Source organism: Sulfuriroseicoccus oceanibius, from assembly GCF_010681825.2.
Classification (GTDB): Bacteria; Verrucomicrobiota; Verrucomicrobiia; order Verrucomicrobiales; family SLCJ01; genus Sulfuriroseicoccus; species Sulfuriroseicoccus oceanibius.
In genome coordinates this window covers 521950-539274 of record NZ_CP066776.1, presented here as the reverse complement: position 1 = coordinate 539274, position 17325 = coordinate 521950, and the positions used below count along the sequence as shown (strand labels likewise).

Sequence of the window (17325 nt, the reverse complement as noted above, 5' to 3'; positions counted from 1 at the left end):
CACTCCTGTCGTTGCCGGACAGCTCCGCATTTCCAAGATACTCCCGTCCTCGCTCGCCTCTCCTCGACCACAGGAGTGTGGTCACTCCATCGCAACCCGCTCATCCACCATTCCCCGATGGACCAACGACACTCCTGTCGTTGCCGGACAGCTCCGCAGTCCCAAGTCCCTCCCGTCCTCGCTCGCCTCACCTCGACCACAGGAGTGTGGTCGCTCCATCGCAACACGCTCATCCACCATTCCGCGATGGACCAACGACACTCCTGTCGTTGTCCCACAGCGCCTCAAACCCCGCCACTAGCAAACCACCAAACTCACTCCCCGACCGCACTTTCCGGATCACCGAGATCGATCCCGAACAACTCGCTCAGTTCGCCGGCTTCCAGGATCCCGGCTTCGTCGGAGTCGGTCGATAAGTCCGCGTCCGTCGACGCATGGTCGATCAGCTCGTGGTGGTCGACACCACGCAGCTTGAACAAAAGCTCGGGCTGCTGGTCCAACCGCACGCCCACCGCATACATCACCGACGCCACGTGCTTGCACATGTCGGCCCAGTCGGGACAGCTACACGAAAACCGGATCTCAGACGGCGACGGAAACAACCCGAGCTCGCGGTCAGTTACCGCTTCCATCACACCCGCGCCCAAATCACCCGCCATCAGATCCACCACGTTCGTGACCTTACCGGCGATCCGTTGCTTCAACTCCGCCCACGGCTCGTCAAACATCGGCTCGATATCGATGGTCACTTCGTAGATCTCCCCACCCGTGACATAGGCGAATACGTTGCCCTCGTTGATCTCGAGGTCGAACACATTCCCCCCGCGCAGATACGTCCGCCCCCGCGGTAGGCGGTGCTCGTAGTCGCTGTACGACTCCAGGTTCTCGCCCCACGCCACTCCCCAGAACGTCTTGGCCGGAATACCTCGCTTCACCTCGCACACGATGGGCTCGAATGGCTCGCCCTTGGCACGCCGGTTCTCCACCTCGCGGGCGATGCGCGCTTTGCGTTGCGCGGCCGATTCGTTGTTGTACTCCCAGGACATGCTCGTTTCTCCCTAACGTTTCAAATCACTGCGCGGTCGATGTTCAATGCCACCAGCTCTACCAATTCGTCATCGCTCATCCTGGTCAGCAGCTTCTCAGCTCCTTCGCCTAGCAGCTCATCGGCAATCTCCCGCTTGTCGGCGATCAACGCATCGATCTTCTCCTCTATCGTTCCGCGCACGACGAACTTATGCACCAACACATTGCGCTTCTGACCGATGCGGAATGCACGATCTGTCGCCTGATCCTCCACCGCTGGGTTCCACCAGCGGTCAAAGTGCACCACATGGGAGGCGGCGGTCAGGTTCAACCCGGTGCCCCCCGCCTTGAGAGAGATCACAAAGAACGGCGGCCCCGTGTCGGACTGGAACTGGTCGACCATTTGCTGCCTGCGCTTCACCGCCGTGCCACCGTGCAATACCAAGCCCGGACGCCCGAACTCACCCGCCAAAAACTCAGCCAAAGCTCCGGTCATCTCGCGGAATTGAGTGAACACCAACATCTTCTCACCACGCGATGCCACCTCGGAGGCAATCGCCGCCAGACGCGCAAACTTGCCACTGTCCTTGGCGCCATAGTTGCCGCTGCCAGTCCACAGAGCCGGGTGGTTGCAGATTTGTTTGAAGCGCATCAGATAGGTCAGCACCAGGCCCGCGCGCTGGAACTCTTCGAGCTGGTCGTCCTCAAGTTCCTTCTTCAGCGCCTCCACCGACTTCTTGTACAAAGCCGCCTGCCCCTTGGTCAGACCGCAGTCGGTGCGCATCTCGGTCTTGTCCGGCAGATCGCTGATCACGGACTTGTCGGTCTTCAAACGACGCAGAATGTACGGGCTCACCAGCGTCCGCACTTTGGCGTAGGCGTCTTGCTCTTTGAGCGCCTCGTTGAAACGCGACGCCGTACCCAGCAGCCCCGGGTTGAGGAAATCGAACAACGACCACAGATCCGCCACCGAGTTCTCCACCGGAGTTCCCGTCAGCGCGATCTTCGCCCGCGCCGAAATCTTCTTCACGTCGCGGGTCTGGGCGGTGCGCGGGTTCTTGATCGCCTGCGCCTCATCAAGCACCAAGGTGTCCCAAACAACTTCCTGGAACCCCTGCAAACGCCCGAGCATGGAGTAAGTCGTAACCACTGCATGACAGTTGGCAGACGAAGCCACCACGTCGTCGAGCAATGACCGATCGACCTGTGATGGGTGCGCGTAGAACACCTTCATCGTAGGCGCAAACTTCTCAAACTCCGCTTTCCAGTTGCCCACCAGCGACGCCGGAACCACCAGCAAGCTCGGGGCCTGCTGCTTGCGACGGTTCCCCGCTAACAGCGCGATCACCTGCAAGGTCTTGCCCAGGCCCATGTCATCGGCCAAACATGCCCCCAATCCTAGACTACTCAGCAACTGCAACCACTGGAACCCGGATCGCTGGTAGTGACGCAACTCCGCCTTCACCGCAGCCACCGGCTTGCCCTCGTCCGGCGCGCGCATCGCAGCCAAAAGGTCGCGCAACCGCCCGCCGGCCGCCACCTCCAACCAGTCGCCTCCTCCCTCGGGCGCGCCATCGAGCAACCCGACCATTGCCGGATCTCGGAAACCGGCCAACAAGCGCATCGCCTCGGCAAAACTCACGCCGCTGGCTGCCGCCGCTTCCGCGCGCCCCCAGTGCGCTAACATTTGCCCGAGCTTTTCGCGGTCGACTTCCACCCACCGTCCCTTGATCTGGACCAAATTTTCCGACGACTCGAGGATGCGCTGCCATTCCTCGTCGGAGATCGGCTCGCCATCCACGGCCAGCCCGGCCCGGAACGAAAGCAATGCCTGCGTTCCCACCGATGACTTCGTCTCTTCGCCGATGGTCATTTGCACCACCGCCTTCGATGGTCGTTTTCCCTTCCACCAATCCGGCACCTTCACGATCACGCCCGCCTGCTCGAAGGCATCAATCTCGTTGATGAACCGCAAAGCCTGCGCCGGCTTCCACGCCAGCGCGCTGAAGACTTTCTTCGATTCCAGTAACTGGCGCGCGTACTCGCTCTGCGCCGCAGCCGCTCGGACCGGAGCCATCAACGACTTCAGCGCCACGGCATTTTTCTCGCCGGCATATTGCTTCAACGCTTTACCCAGCGGCAAATACTGCAATTGCCCGCTATCCGAAACCTTGTGCGTATAGGTCGCTAGAAACGCGAACGGATAGTCCGTGTTCCGCTTATTCTCCGCCAGATGGAATGTCACCCGACCGACCATCCGCCACAGCGGGTGCACACGGCGCAACCATTGGTCCATCTCGTCACCATGAGCCGCCACGTGAGCGACCAGCCCACGCCAGTGCTCTGAGAGCAACCACGCCGACACATACTCCGCCCCAGGCCCCGGAGGCACCGCCAATGCCCGTTGGTCAAAATCACGCGGCTCGGGAAGCGCCTCCCCGCTAGCGGTCGAATGCTGGCAAAAGACCGTCAGGAACTCACGCGTGAACGCCCGCCAGTAACCCAGCGAAGGAGGCAACGGATCATCGCCCACCGCCTCCGTCGCCAATGCCAGCAACCCATCCACCGACGACTTCTCAAATGCCTTCGCCACCTTCAGCGGCAGGCCCACAGACCGCACGACATCCGCCGTCACCATCAAGCGACCATTGGGCAACACGTGAAGATCCGCAGCAAACATACCGCGCATCATCCCCGCCCGCCGCGGATTGTCCACCGGAATCGAAGGACGGATAGGCCCGATCTCAAACCATCCTTGATCAAAACTACCGAGCCCTCTACGCTCCGCGCCTGTATGAGCAAAACGCACAGCCTGAAACCCTGGATCGGCGCCTGCCTATTGGCGGCCGTACTTGGAGCAATCGCCTGGTTCCTGATTTATGAGGGGCCGGCCAAGCAGGCGGAGCGCATCGCCAAAGCCGCAGCCAACGTGCTCGGACTCACACCAACCGTCGTCGAAGAAAACACCATCGTCCTCGAACCCTCGAAGGAGATCACCGAACTGGCACTGGCGAGCAAAAAGTTCACCCAGAGCTATCACTTCAAGCACACCTGGATGGGAAGCACCAAGGAACTGGAAGTAGAAGCTGTGTTCACCGCCAAAGCCGGCTATGTGCTCGATTCTCCTCTACAGTTGATGCTGCCTGACAACGGCCAGCCTCTCACCGCCACATTGTCCGACCCGGTCATCCTCTCGAATGAACCGAGTGACATGCGGATCATCGAGGATGAAAACGGTTTCTGGAACCGCCTCAACAACGAAGACCGCAACCGCGCTATGAAGGAGCTCAAAAAGCGCGCGGATGCCACTGCTCTTAACAGCGGACTGCTCGAAGAAGCCGACCGCAATCTGATAGAGCAACTGCGCAACGCGATCGAACCGGTCATCGATCGCACCCGCCGCACTCCTATCGAAGTGCGGCGCGTAGCCCACTAACAGGCTACATCTATAGCAATCATTGCCCGAGCGGTTGCTATAATTTCAGTACAATGGGCGCCCCGGCACTTTAGGGGAAATACAAGACATGCTAATGGGGTAGATCTAGCAACTAAAGGGATCTCCAGTTTTATAAAATTGTCCCTTACGGTAAAATTTGACGACAGCTTAACCGTTGATCGTCATAGGCTTATTATGGTTCGCTAGACATCCCCCACCATGAAAAGTCGAGCGTTTGAAAAGGTATTGATGACTGTCGTTTCGTCAGCGCTGCTGATCGGTTGCGACAAACACGAAGCCACCACGGTGACGGCCTCTGATCCAAGCGGGCCATCCTCCGAACCTCTACAACAAACGCTAGCCGAGGAAGAAACTAACATCTGGGAAGCCAACTCCGCCCCAGATCACTCGGGCTGCTCCTGTGGCTGCGGAGCCTCCAGTGAGGCTGCGCACGCGGTGGCTGACCAACGCTCCGCACGACAAGCAGCAAACCGCCAGACTTGGGGTGCTGATGCATTCGCCCACCTCATCGACCACCACGAGATTAGTGAGAAGGCAGCCACCATTCTGGCCTCCGCAATTCCTCACGACAGGTTCATTTCCATCCCCGTCGACCTCCAACAGGAGCTGATCGACTACGCCGACTTCACACAGGTTGCGCCCACCCGCTACTTGCCATCGCTTTGCTGGCACGAGGCCACCCCGGCAATCAAACGACAACTCTTTCACGATGTGCGCTCGGCCGCGATTTCCAGCGACCCGCAAACCGCGCTCGACTCAACCGCCACCATCGAAGATCGCTGGCTCAACAACGCAACCGATGGCCCGGCCGGCCCGCAGGGCACCGTCATCACTCTCACGTGGAGCATTATCCCGGATGGCACCATCATTCCCAATCGAGAGACATTTGACCCGGACAGCACCAGCAATCTGATCGCCAAGCTGAACGAAACCTATGGCACCCATCCCTCGTCCAGCAAACCGGAGGACCAACCTTGGTTCCCAATGTTCGTGGACGCCTTCGCCGAGTGGAGCGAAGAGTCAGGTGTCCGCTTCGTCTACGAACCAAACGACGATGGCGCCATCCAGATCTATACCAGTGAAGGCGCCGGCCAGCTCGGCGTGCGCGGTGACATCCGTATCGGCGGCAAGTACATCGACGGCGACGCCGGCACCCTCGCCTATAACTGGTACCCGGATTATGGCGACATGGTCATCGACACCGGCGATGGCTTGATCTTCAACGGCAACGTCAATAGTCAGTTCACCCGCAATGTGATCGCCCATGAACTCGGCCACGGTCTCGGGTTTGGACACATCTTCCCGCGTGATAAAACCAAGCTGATGGAAGCCTTGGCGACGTCCGCATTTGCCGGCCCTCAGTTCGACGATGTCCTCACCATTCAGTCATCCTATGGCGACTCGTACGAACGCCACGCTTCAGGCACGGATAACGAATCCACCGCCCGCGCCACGGACATCGGATCGGTATCGTCCGGCAATGCATTCACCTCGCAGAACGCCAGCATCGCCAATGCATCCGACGTAGACACCTACCGCTTCACCGCAGGTTCCACCGGCAGTGCGACCGTGCAGATCGTCCCGGCTAGTGAGAGCTACATGGTCGGCCCCACCGAGCCGGAGGAGACTCTCTTTGAAGCTGCGTTGCAGCAGGATCTGCAGTTCAAAGTATTCGCAGCGGACGGCTCGACCGTTCTTCATTCGGTGAACGATGGCGCCACCGGATCCACGGAGTCTGTCACTTTCAATGCATCATCAGTGGGCGCGGACTACTACGTACAAGTCCTCGGCGATGGATCCGACTCCCCTCAAGTCTACCAACTCTCCGTCGATATCGAAGCCATTGCTCCGAGCCTCGGGCTGAGCAACTACCAACTAATCTCGGAGAGTTGCGCACCCGCTAACCAAACCGTTGATCAGGGCGAACTCATCACCATCTCTGTCGACCTCACCAACACAGGATCGCTCACAGCTACCGACACCGCAGTCACCCTGGAAGCAGCCACCAACCTGGTGCGCGTCACTTCATCAGACACCCTTGGAGACCTGGCCCCCGGTGGCTCCGCCACTGCGTACCTTCAGTTCCGCCATCAGGGCGATAATGGAAGCACACCAGAGATCGTCATCACCGCATCCGCCTCAAATGGATCGCCAGCCGAGCTGCGCCAATCGTTCACCATTGGTACTCCCTCCGAGCTGATCAACGAAGGCTTCGAAACCCTCAGTGTCGGCTCGCTGCCAGCAGGCTGGTCCGCGGCCACCACGGGAGCGACCCAGTGGGCCGTCACCGGCACGTCGCCCAACACAGGTACCAAAGCGCTCTTCTGCAGCGACAGCTCGGGAGACACGGACGCCACGGTGACGCTTCCAAGCATTCTATTGCCGGCCGACCAATCGGCGACGCTTCAGTTCAGCCATCAATTCGCTTTCGAACCGGAGTACGACGGAGGAGTTCTCGAAATCTCGATCGATGGTGGCGCGTGGCAGGACTGGGTCACAGCCGGAGGTACATTCACCCAAGGCGGCTATGTAGATGCCATCAGAAACCCATCGTCCGCATCCATCGCGGGACGCCAGGCGTGGTCCGGTTTTTCCAATGGCTACCAACAGGTGACCGCCACATTCCCGATCTCGGCACAAGGTAAGCCGGTCCAGGTGCGTTGGCTCCTCTCCACCGACCGCAACAAATCCGAACAAGGATGGTGGATCGATGACGTCACCATCAGCGGCGGCTACACCAGCTGTATCCCTAGCCTTCCAACCCTGACCGCCACTGCCACTGACAATGAAGCCAGCGAGCTCGATCTCGCCAACCACGGCCAGATTGAAATCACCGCAAGCGAAACGGTCGGGTCCGACCTCGCCGTGGCCTACGCGCTTTCCGGCACCGCCACCAACGGCAGCGACATCACCACCTTGGCCGGTACCGCGACCATCGCCTCAGGTAACACAAAAACCACCGTCGATATCGCCCCAATCCGCGATAGCCTGGCGGAAGGCACCGAAACCCTGACCCTCACTCTCAGTACCGACTCCACCTACGAAATCGGATCACCATCCGCCGCGTCGGTCACCATCACCGACCTGCCCGTGGACGAGTGGCGCTTTGCTACCTTCCCACCCGCAGCCCCCCTCACCGGCGACTCAGACGACTACGACCGCGACGGCGTGAAGAACCTGCTCGAATATGCCTTGGGAACCGATCCGACTAGCATGACCCAGGCTCCCACCGTGGAAATGGTCACCACCGGCAATGGTCCCGAAATGCAACTACGCTTCAAGCAACTCACCGGTCTGGCGGACATCTCCTATCAGGTGGAAACTTCAGATACCTTGGAATCTGAATCGTGGACAACCAGTGGAGTCGTTCTGAACTACGGCGACACCGACGCGAATGGTATGCGCGAAGTCACTGCGTCGATCCCCGTGGGCTCGGGCCCTCGTTTCCTGCGATTGCAGATCGTCCGCACCGTGACTCCATAAGCCAGCAACCAGGGAACATCACTCGTCAGGAGGATGATACATCAGCCTCATCCTCCTCGGTGCGGCGGTACATTCCCACCAACCACGCCACCAGCACTGCGGTAAAGAACTGGCCAACCACGGCCTCCATCTGGCACAAGGCCGCCGCCCCCTGGGTCTGTGGTGTGATGTCCCCGTAACCCAAGGTCGTCAGGGTCACCATGCTGAAATAGTTGAAGCAGTGAATGGTCTGATCACCGGCCGATTCCAACAGATTCCCGGCAAAAGATTCCGAGTCCAGAGCATACGTTAGATTATACATTGCCCCCCAAAAGAGACCAATGATCACATAAAGGCATAAGGCACCTGCGATCACTTCCTTGGTCACCCTCCGGATCTGCACCAACTGCGAACAAAACGCGTAGATCAACAAGGCGTAGAACAACACAAACAACGCCAGCGCCACCTCACGCGAGAAACTCAACACATTGAAAATCCCCAACCAGTAGATCACCAAAGTAGGCGCTAACAATGTGTACGCCACTCCACGCTGGTTGCGCTGACGCTGGACCGCCCGCGCCGCAAACAATAACACCAACGAGAGCCAGCCGTGGACCATTATCCCCGAAACAGAACCAATCGGGATGAAGGGACTCACCAAAAGGTAAACCAACAACACAATAAGCAGGCGTCCGAATCCTTTGATGAAAAACATGGCGCAATCAGGCTAAAACAAATGATCGATCACAGAGCGAATCCAACGATTCACCCGATCATCCTAGCCAAGAGCTGCCTCAAATTGCAATGATGCGTCCGCTCATCTTACTGCCGATGAAGAATTTGTGAAAAGAGTCACCGCCGCTGACGCTAAGGATGTCTCGTCACCACTCGTTACGGGGCTACCCACCGAATCGTTATGAACCCACTCCCAGATCACCGCTACCTCCACCGCATCGCGCCCACCCCGCTCGTCCCCGTACGCATTGCTGCCGACGCCCCGAAGATCTGGTGCAAACTCGAATACCTCAACCCATCCGGCTCGACCAAAGACCGCATCGCCCGCCACATTCTGGAAAAAGCCTGGCGCCGCAATGAGGTCGGCCCCGGCACACTGGTGGTAGAAGCATCCTCCGGGTCCACCTCCATCGCCCTAGCCCTTTCCGCCGCCCAAATGGGCCTGCGCTTCCTCGCCTTCATCCCGGATACCGCCACCAACGAACGCGCGTTGATGATCCAAGCCTACGGTGGCGAAGTGCGCAAGGTCAGCGGCGGCATGCCCGAAGTCATCCGCACCGCCGCCGAGTTCGCCGCGGAGAATGATGCCTTCCTCGCCCGTCAGTTCGAAAACCCGGACAATGCCGAAGCACACCAACTCTTCACCGCTCACGAGGTCATGGCTCAACTTCCGGATGCCAACATCGACGCTGTCGTCTCTGGGATCGGAACCGGTGGCACACTCGTCGGCCTGCACCGTGGGTTCACCCAGGCCGGCTGCAAAACCCTTCCAGTAGCGGCCATTCCTCGCTGCGCCGAGGGCGAGTTCACCTCCAATGTCGAGTGCTGTTCGCTGCGCTTTTCCAAAGACGTACCTGGCGTGATCGACGGATGCTCGCAGTTGTTTGCCGACTGGCGCCAAACCGACGAAGCACAAGATTTGATCGAACTCACTGTCGACGACAACCGCTGCATGGAGCTCACCCATCAGTTGTGGAAAATGGGCTTCCCCGTCGGTCCTTCGTCCGGGCTCAATCTGGGCGCCGCTCTAGCAGCCGCTCGGGATCTTGACGACAACGCCACCATCATCACCGTCTTCCCCGACCGCATGGAACGTTACTTCTCCCACAAGGTCTTTGAAGGCGTAGGCAAAGCGTGATGCCGCCGTTGTTCGGGGAATCTCACGCAAAGCCCCAAAGATCCCAAAGGGGGGCTGCTCCGGCGACGAGGGAGAGAGCGTCGGTCACAATCGGTCGCTATTTTTTTCCGCAGATTACAGGATTGAAGGGATTTGAAGTGAGTTGGTTTGTATCGCTCAGAATGACGTGAACCACTCCCAACCACAGGAGTGTGGTTGCTCCATCACAACACGCAAGACCGACCATTCCCCAATGGACCAACGACTCTCGTGTCGTTGCTCGCAAAGCTCCGTCATCGGCTCGCCCCTCGACCAGGCATGCGCAGCGCTGGTGGGTCGGCATTCCTGCCGACTATGAGGGCGGAGTCCTCATCTACTTCGTGAACTTCGCGCTCTTCGTGGTTCCACCTAAAGGAGCCTCACGCAAAGACCCAAAGATCCCAAAGGACGGTCTGCTCCGGCGATGAAGAAGAGAGCGTCGGTCACAACCGGTCGCTATTTTTTCCGCAGATTACAGGATTGAAGGGATTTGAAGTGAGTTGGTTTGTATCGCTCAGAATGACGTGAACCACTCCCAACCACAGGAGTGTGGTTGCTCCATCACAACACGCAAGACCGACCACTCCCCAATGGACCAACGACACTCCTGTCGTTGCTCGCAAAGCTCCGTCATCGGCTCGCCCCTCGACCAGGCATGCGCTGCGCTGGTGGGTCGGCATTCCTGCCGACTATGAGGGCGGAGTCCTCATCTACTTCGTGAACTTCGCGCTCTTCGTGGTTTCACCTCAAGGAGCCTCACGCAAAGACCCAAAGATCCCAAAGGACGGTCTGCTCCGGCGATGAAGAAGGGAGCGCCGGTCACCGCCGGTCGCCATTTTTTCCGCAGATTGCAGGATTGAGGGGATTTGAAGTGGGTTGGTTTGTATCGCTCACAATGACATGAACCACTCCCAACCACAGGAGTGTGGTTGCTCCATCACAACACACAAGACCGACCATTCCCCAATGGACCAACGACACTCCTGTCGTTGCTCGCAAAGCTCCGTCATCGGCTCGCCCCTCGACCAGGCACGCGCAACGCTGGTGGGTCGGCATTCCTGCCGACTATGAGGGCGGAGTCCTCATCTACTTCGTGAACTTCGCGCTCTTCGTGGTTCCACCTAAAGGAGCCTCACGCAAAGACCCAAAGATCCCAAAGGACGGTCTGCTCCGGCGACGAAGAAGGGAGCGTCGGTCACCGCCGGTCGCTATTTTTTCCGCAGATTACAGGATTGAGGAGATTTGAAGTGAGTTGCTTTGTATCGCTCACAATGACATGAACCACTCCCAACCACAGGAGTGTGGTTGCTCCATCACAACACGCAAGACCGACCATTCCCCGATGGACCAACGACACTCCTGTCGTTGCCTCTCCGCTCCACCCTGCTCTCCGCAGCTCTCCACAAAAAAATTCTCCCGGCCCGCGTGATGCGAACCGGGAGAATCAAATGATCCGGGAATGTCTGATCAGAGCAGCTGCCCCGATCAACCGGGTCATGGTCGGTCAGATGATTACATCATGCCGCCCATGCCACCCATTCCGCCCATACCACCCATGCCTGCGTCGGCGCCACCAGCCGCTTCCGGCTCTGGCACGTCGGTGATAAGGCACTCGGTGGTGAGGAGGAGACCGGAGATCGACGCTGCGTTCTGGAGAGCGCTGCGGGTCACCTTGGTTGGGTCCACCACACCGGCGGTCACGAGGTCTTCGTAGGTGTCGGTTGCCACGTTGTAACCTTCGTTACCAGCAGCGGACTTCACCTTCGAGACGATGAGTGCGCCTTCGCGGCCTGCGTTTGCAGCAAGCTGACGAAGTGGTGCTTCCACAGCGCGGCGCACGATGTCGACACCAATCTGCTCGTCCATTGGGAGGTCGGTCATCTCGTCGAGAGCTGCCTGTGCACGGATGAGTGCGGTACCACCACCAGCAACGATGCCCTCTTCCACTGCGGCGCGGGTCGCGTGCAGGGCGTCGTCGACACGGTCCTTCTTCTCCTTCATCTCGGTCTCGGTTGCAGCACCCACGTTGATGACTGCCACACCGCCAGCGAGCTTGGCAAGGCGCTCCTGGAGCTTCTCCTTGTCGTAGTCGGAGGTGGTTTCTTCGATCTGACGGCGGATGAGGTTCACGCGGCCGGTAATGTCGTCGGACTTGCCAGCACCTTCAACGATGGTGGTGTCTTCCTTGGTGATGACGACGCGCTTGGCGCTTCCGAGGTCTTCGAGGGTGACGTTCTCGAGCTTGATGCCGAGGTCTTCGGTGATGACGCGGCCACCGGTGAGGATGGCGATGTCTTCGAGCATGGCCTTGCGGCGGTCGCCGAAGCCTGGAGCCTTCACAGCAGCCACGTTCAGGGTGCCGCGGATCTTGTTCACCACGAGGGTAGCAAGTGCTTCACCTTCGATGTCTTCAGCGATGATGAGGAATGGGCGACCCGACTGGGCAACCTTCTCAAGCAGCGGAAGCATGTCCTTGAGGTTCGAGATCTTCTTCTCGTGGATGAGGATGTAAGCATTCTCGAGCGAAGCTTCCATGCTCTCTGGGTTGGTCACCATGTATGGGCTGAGGTAACCCTTGTCGAACTGCATCCCTTCCACCACGTCGAGTGTGGTCTCGATGCCCTTCGCTTCTTCCACGGTGATGGTGCCGTCCTTGCCGACCTTGTCCATGGCTTCAGCAATGATGTTACCGATCTCAGCGTCCCAGTTGGCGGACACGGTAGCAACCTGTGCCACTTCCTTGGTGTCGGAAACCTGCTTCGAGATCTCAGCAAGGCGAGCAACGATAGCTTCCGATGCCTTGAGGATACCGCGCTGGAGCGAGATTGGGTTGGCACCTGCGGTCACGTTGCGCAGACCTTCCTTGTAGATAGCTTCTGCAAGCACGGTTGCGGTGGTGGTTCCGTCACCGGCCACGTCCGATGTCTTGCTCGAGACTTCACGGATGAGCTGGGCACCCATGTTCTCGTACGGATCTTCGAGCTCGATCTCCTTGGCAACCGACACACCGTCCTTGGTGATGGTTGGGGAACCGAACTTCTTGTCGAGAATCACGTTGCGACCGGATGGTCCAAGTGTTGCCTTCACGGCACGTGCGAGTGTTTCCACACCGCGGAGGAGACCCTGGCGGGCTGATTCGTCAAACTTAAGTTGTTTAGCCATACTAGTTATTAGTTACTGGTTAATTGATATTAGATTTATAAAGTGTGCGGTTGGGACCGCAGAGGATTGAATGGATCACTGCACCAGCAGTGCTGAATTTTCCTAATCCCCGATCCCTAGTCCCGAATCACTGCGCGAAGCGTGTTATCCGACGATGCCGAGGATGTCGTTCTCCGAGAGGATCAGCATGTCTTCGCCGCCGACCTTCACTTCGGTACCGCCGTATTTCGAGATCAACACGGTATCGCCAACTTTCACAGCGAACTCAATTGGGTTGCCGTTGTCGTCTTTGCCACCAGTTCCGAGTGCAACGACGGATGCCTCTTGTGGCTTCTCTTGAGCCGAGTCAGGAAGCACGATGCCGCCTGCGGTACGTTCTTCAGCTTGGATGCGCTTCACGAGAACGCGCTGTCCGAGTGGTTGGATGCTGTTAGCCATAATAGGTTATCTTATTGGTATGGTTGTTTTTGACTACGTTGCCGTAGTTGAGTGGTAAGCCACCGGCGTGCTCATAAGAACACGCCGGTGGGAAAGGGATGATGGATAGCTAGTGCTTACTTGTCGTCTTCCACGACTTCAGCATCGACAACTTTGCCCTTGGCCTGGCGCTCGCCACCGGCATCGCCGGATGGTGCGGCACCACCCTGCTGGGCGGCTGCGGCTGCTGCAGCGGCGGCCGGGTCCATGCCAGCGGCGCCTGCGGCACCTTGTGCGGCCTGGGCCAACTCACCAAGAGCTGCCTGCAGTTCGTCGGAGGCCTTCTTGATCGCGTCGTTGTCGTCGCCCTTAAGAGCTTCCTTCACCGCGTCGACCTTGCCCTGGATGTCGGACTTGAGCTCGGCTGGCAATTGCTCACCGGCTTCCTCAAGCTGCTTCTCCACCTGGAAGACCATCTGATCCGCGTTGTTGCGGGTCTCGGCGCTCTCCTTGCGCTTCTTGTCTTCTTCAGCGTGAGCTTCCGCATCGCGCTTGGCCTTTTCGATTTCGTCGTCGCTGAGTCCGCTGGATCCGGCGATCGAGATCTTGTTCTCCTTGCCGGTGTTCTTGTCCTTGGCGGAAACGTGGAGGATGCCGTTGGCGTCGATGTCGAAGGTCACTTCGATCTGTGGCACGCCACGTGGCGCTGGGTCGATGCCCTCGAGCTTGAAGGTACCGAGCGTCTTGTTGTCAGCAGCCATTGGGCGCTCACCCTGAAGGACCACGATTTCCACGCCCGGCTGGTTGTCAGCGTAGGTCGAGAAGACCTGCGACTTCTTGGCAGGGATGGTGGTGTTGCGCTCGATCATTGGAGTCGCCACGCCGCCCGCGGTTTCGATCGCGAGGGTCAATGGGGTCACGTCGAGAAGGAGCACGTCCTTGACGTCGCCCTGGAGCACGCCGCCCTGAATCGCAGCACCGATGGCCACCACTTCGTCCGGGTTCACACCCTTGTGTGGGTCCTTGCCAGCCAGTTCACGGGCGATGTCGAACACGCGCGGCATACGGGTCATGCCACCGACGAGAACGAGCTCGTCGATTTCCGACACGTTGAGCTCAGCTTCCTTGATGCAATCAAGCACTGGCTTCTTGGTGCGGTCGAAGAGATCAGCGCAAAGCTGCTCAAGCTTGGCACGGGTCAGCGACTGCTGGATGTGCTTTGGCCCGGTAGCGTCTGCAGTGATGAACGGCAGGTTCAAATCGTAGTTGGTCGAGGAAGAAAGCGCGATCTTGGCTTTCTCGGCTTCCTCTTTGATTCGCTGGATTGCGTCCGGCTGGCCATTGAGGTCGATGCCGCTGTCCTTTTTGAACTCGTCAACGATCCAGTTGATGATGCGGGTGTCCCAGTCATCACCACCGAGCTGGGTGTCACCGTCGGTTGCAAGCACTTCGAACACACCGTCACCGATCTCAAGCACGGAGATATCGAAAGTACCACCACCGAGGTCGTACACGGCGATCTTCTCGTCCGACTTCTTGTCGAGACCGTACGCAAGCGAGGCTGCGGTTGGCTCGTTGATGATGCGGCGCACCTTGAGGCCGGCAATCTCACCAGCGGCCTTGGTAGCGTTACGCTGGGCGTCGTTGAAGTACGCTGGCACGGTGATCACGGCTTCGCTGATGGTTTCACCGAGCTTCGACTCAGCGTCGGACTTCAGCTTGCCGAGGATCATCGCGGAGATTTCCTGTGGGCTGTAGACTTTCTCTTCGCCACCGACTTCCACTTTGATGTGGGCGTCGCCATTGCTTGCCTCAACGATCTCGTACGGGACGTTCTTGTCGTCGGCGCTGAGTTCGGAGAACTTGCGGCCGATGAGGCGCTTGGCGGAGAAGATGGTGTTCTTCGGGTTGGTCACAGCCTGGCGCTTTGCCGCCTGGCCAACGAGACGCTCACCCGACTTGGCGAATGCCACCACACTTGGAGTGGTGCGTGCGCCTTCCGAGTTTTCGAGGACGGTACCCTCGCTGCCTTCCATGACGGCCATGCACGAGTTGGTGGTACCAAGGTCGATTCCGAGAATCTTTGCCATAATATTCAGGTTCCTTTCTGGTTGGATTTCTTCTGGTTGATTCGCTGCGCCGCGTACCGCCCACATCTTGGGACCTGGCACGCTGATGGCACGCTCGGCATTTCTCTTTGCACAGACAGTGCCAATTTCGAAAAATCCGTGCCAACTCCCACAAACCTCTATTTTTAAAGGGATTGCACAGACACCACTCCTTCCACAGTCGTGTGACCACATGGCACGCACGGCACAAAGGCGCCAAAATGACGCACAACGAATGCGACAAGTTGTCCTAAGTGCCATTACGGCACTCGCTCCATAGGTCCTATTCGACTTATAAGACCTATCGCAGCCTGTGCCTCGTATCGTAGACACCCCATGAAAGTTCTCGTCACAGGCGCTAACGGCTACATCGGTCTCCGGCTCATCCCCACACTGCTCGAAGCCGGTCACCACGTGGTTGCCCAGGTGAGGAATCCGCAGCGCTTTCCCAGCGATCAGTTCATCGGCTGGGGCGATCAGCTGGAAATTATCGAAGCCGACTTCCTCGTGCCCGACACAATCCCCGCTCCGGAATCGGTTGGCTCCATCGACGCCGCCTACTACCTGCTCCACTCGATGGGAACCGGCAAAGGATTCTCGGAAAAGGAGGCGCAATGCGCCACTGCGTTCGCCGACTGGATCGGCCAGACGCCGTGCCAACAAATCGTTTACCTCAGCGGCATCATCCCGCAAGGGACCAAACTCTCACAGCATCTGTCATCGCGATCGAATGTGCTCGAGATCCTCGCAAATGGCCGCGTCCCGCTCACGACTCTTCAGGCGTCGATCATCGTCGGCTCGGGCAGCGCATCGTTCGAGATCATCCGAGACCTGGTGGAAAAGCTGCCGTTCATGATCACGCCAAAGTGGGCGCGTACCAACTGCCAGCCCATCGCCATCCGCAATGTGATCCATTACCTGCTCAATGTGATCGACCCGAAGCTCCACGAGCACACGCTCGGTGAGCGGTTCGATATCGGCGGCCCGGAAGTGATGACCTATCAGTCCATGCTCGAAGGCTACGCCGATGTCCGTGGGCTCCACCGCTGGATCGTGCCCGTTCCCTTCTTCAACCCGAAGCTCTCGTCGTACTGGCTCTACTTCATCACGGCCACCAACTTCGCCTTGGCCAGCGCACTGGTGGATTCACTCCATCTGGAAACCACCTGCAGCGAAAAGCGCATTACCGAACTGATTCCTCAACCCCTGCTCACCTACCACGAGGCCATTGAGGCCGCCCTCTCGCGCATCGCCCAGGACCGCGTGCCATCCGCCTGGTATAGCTCACTGGCATCCGGTCAGATCGACACCCGCCACATCCGCAACATCAACGTCCCGCAGCACGGTGTGTTCCACGATCGACGATCCGTTCCCATCACCGCCCCGCGCGAACATGTGATCAACGCCATCTGGTCGCTCGGCGGACGCCACGGCTGGCCCAGCCTGGACTGGGCGTGGAGGCTGCGCGGGTTCCTCGACCTTCTCGTCGGCGGCATCGGCGTGCGCCGCGGCAGACGCCACCCCACAGAACTACGCACCGGAGACGCCCTCGACTTCTGGCGCGTCATCGTCAGCGACCGCCCCAACGGCCGTCTCATTTTGTTCGCCGAAATGAAGCTCCCCGGCGAAGCGTGGCTTGAGTTCGAACTTGTCGACGACACCCTCCACCAACGCGCCACCTTCCGCCCGCGTGGTCTCTTCGGCCGCCTCTACTGGGCAGGCTCGTATCCATTCCACGTCATCCTGTTTCCCCAGATGCTGAAGCGCTTGGCAGCAGGCTGGCCGGGGAGAGAGGTGTAACC

At 58.9% G+C, this 17325-nt stretch carries 10 protein-coding genes; 4 read left to right on the top strand and 6 right to left on the bottom strand.

The genetic code is table 11. The features are described from left to right. Nucleotides 1-314 precede the first annotated feature (314 nt). The gene (locus tag G3M56_RS02135) at nucleotides 315-1046 is read right to left on the bottom strand and encodes an SWIM zinc finger family protein (RefSeq protein WP_164365187.1); all 732 of its coding nucleotides are present in this window, start codon (nucleotides 1044-1046) and stop codon (nucleotides 315-317) included. Between the two features lie 20 nt (nucleotides 1047-1066). Beyond that, nucleotides 1067-3742, bottom strand: a complete 2676-nt coding sequence (locus tag G3M56_RS02130) for a DEAD/DEAH box helicase (protein WP_235203539.1) — start codon at nucleotides 3740-3742, stop codon at nucleotides 1067-1069. Between the two features lie 78 nt (nucleotides 3743-3820). Here G3M56_RS02130 and G3M56_RS02125 point away from each other — a divergent pair, with 78 nt between their 5' ends. Then, nucleotides 3821-4462 (top strand): DUF4230 domain-containing protein, encoded by a 642-nt coding sequence (locus tag G3M56_RS02125; RefSeq protein ID WP_164365189.1) that lies wholly within the window; start codon nucleotides 3821-3823, stop codon nucleotides 4460-4462. Between the two features lie 219 nt (nucleotides 4463-4681). Then, nucleotides 4682-7966, top strand: a complete 3285-nt coding sequence (locus tag G3M56_RS02120; RefSeq protein WP_164365190.1) for a matrixin family metalloprotease — start codon at nucleotides 4682-4684, stop codon at nucleotides 7964-7966. Between the two features lie 25 nt (nucleotides 7967-7991). Here the strand turns inward: G3M56_RS02120 and G3M56_RS02115 are convergent, their stop codons facing one another. After that, on the bottom strand, nucleotides 7992-8660 hold the full coding sequence (locus tag G3M56_RS02115) for a potassium channel family protein (RefSeq protein WP_164365191.1): 669 nt from the start codon (nucleotides 8658-8660) through the stop codon (nucleotides 7992-7994). A gap of 201 nt (nucleotides 8661-8861) precedes the next feature. Here G3M56_RS02115 and G3M56_RS02110 point away from each other — a divergent pair, with 201 nt between their 5' ends. Further along, nucleotides 8862-9818 (top strand): PLP-dependent cysteine synthase family protein, encoded by a 957-nt coding sequence (locus tag G3M56_RS02110; protein ID WP_164365192.1) that lies wholly within the window; start codon nucleotides 8862-8864, stop codon nucleotides 9816-9818. A gap of 1530 nt (nucleotides 9819-11348) precedes the next feature. On the opposite strand, the gene groL is transcribed toward G3M56_RS02110, so the two are convergent. The 3 genes from groL to dnaK all read right to left on the bottom strand — a co-directional run bounded on the left by groL (nucleotide 11349) and on the right by dnaK (nucleotide 15505). Beyond that, on the bottom strand, nucleotides 11349-12998 hold the full coding sequence (gene groL, locus G3M56_RS02105; RefSeq protein ID WP_164365193.1) for a chaperonin GroEL: 1650 nt from the start codon (nucleotides 12996-12998) through the stop codon (nucleotides 11349-11351). Between the two features lie 144 nt (nucleotides 12999-13142). Further along, a complete protein-coding gene (locus G3M56_RS02100) occupies nucleotides 13143-13436 on the bottom strand; it encodes a co-chaperone GroES (protein WP_164365194.1) in 294 nt (97 codons plus the stop codon). A 116-nt stretch (nucleotides 13437-13552) separates the two neighbouring features. Then, nucleotides 13553-15505: a molecular chaperone DnaK gene (gene dnaK, locus G3M56_RS02095; RefSeq protein ID WP_164365195.1), complete on the bottom strand. Its 1953-nt coding sequence runs from the start codon at nucleotides 15503-15505 to the stop codon at nucleotides 13553-13555. 354 nt (nucleotides 15506-15859) lie between these two features. Between dnaK and G3M56_RS02090 the strand changes: the two genes are divergently transcribed. Next, entirely contained in the window at nucleotides 15860-17323 is a 1464-nt protein-coding gene (locus G3M56_RS02090; RefSeq protein ID WP_164365196.1) for an SDR family oxidoreductase, read from the top strand. Nucleotides 17324-17325 lie beyond the last annotated feature (2 nt).

Excerpts from the sequence above, each read along its gene's own strand:
- G3M56_RS02135 (WP_164365187.1), bottom strand. The coding sequence starts at position 1,046 with ATGTCCTGGGAGTACAACAACGAATCGGCCGCGCAACGCAAAGCGCGC.
- G3M56_RS02125 (WP_164365189.1), top strand. The coding sequence starts at position 3,821 with ATGAGCAAAACGCACAGCCTGAAACCCTGGATCGGCGCCTGCCTATTG.
- G3M56_RS02120 (WP_164365190.1), top strand. The coding sequence starts at position 4,682 with ATGAAAAGTCGAGCGTTTGAAAAGGTATTGATGACTGTCGTTTCGTCA.
- G3M56_RS02115 (WP_164365191.1), bottom strand. The coding sequence starts at position 8,660 with ATGTTTTTCATCAAAGGATTCGGACGCCTGCTTATTGTGTTGTTGGTT.
- G3M56_RS02110 (WP_164365192.1), top strand. The coding sequence starts at position 8,862 with ATGAACCCACTCCCAGATCACCGCTACCTCCACCGCATCGCGCCCACC.
- groL (WP_164365193.1), bottom strand. The coding sequence starts at position 12,998 with ATGGCTAAACAACTTAAGTTTGACGAATCAGCCCGCCAGGGTCTCCTC.
- G3M56_RS02100 (WP_164365194.1), bottom strand. The coding sequence starts at position 13,436 with ATGGCTAACAGCATCCAACCACTCGGACAGCGCGTTCTCGTGAAGCGC.
- dnaK (WP_164365195.1), bottom strand. The coding sequence starts at position 15,505 with ATGGCAAAGATTCTCGGAATCGACCTTGGTACCACCAACTCGTGCATG.
- G3M56_RS02090 (WP_164365196.1), top strand. The coding sequence starts at position 15,860 with ATGAAAGTTCTCGTCACAGGCGCTAACGGCTACATCGGTCTCCGGCTC.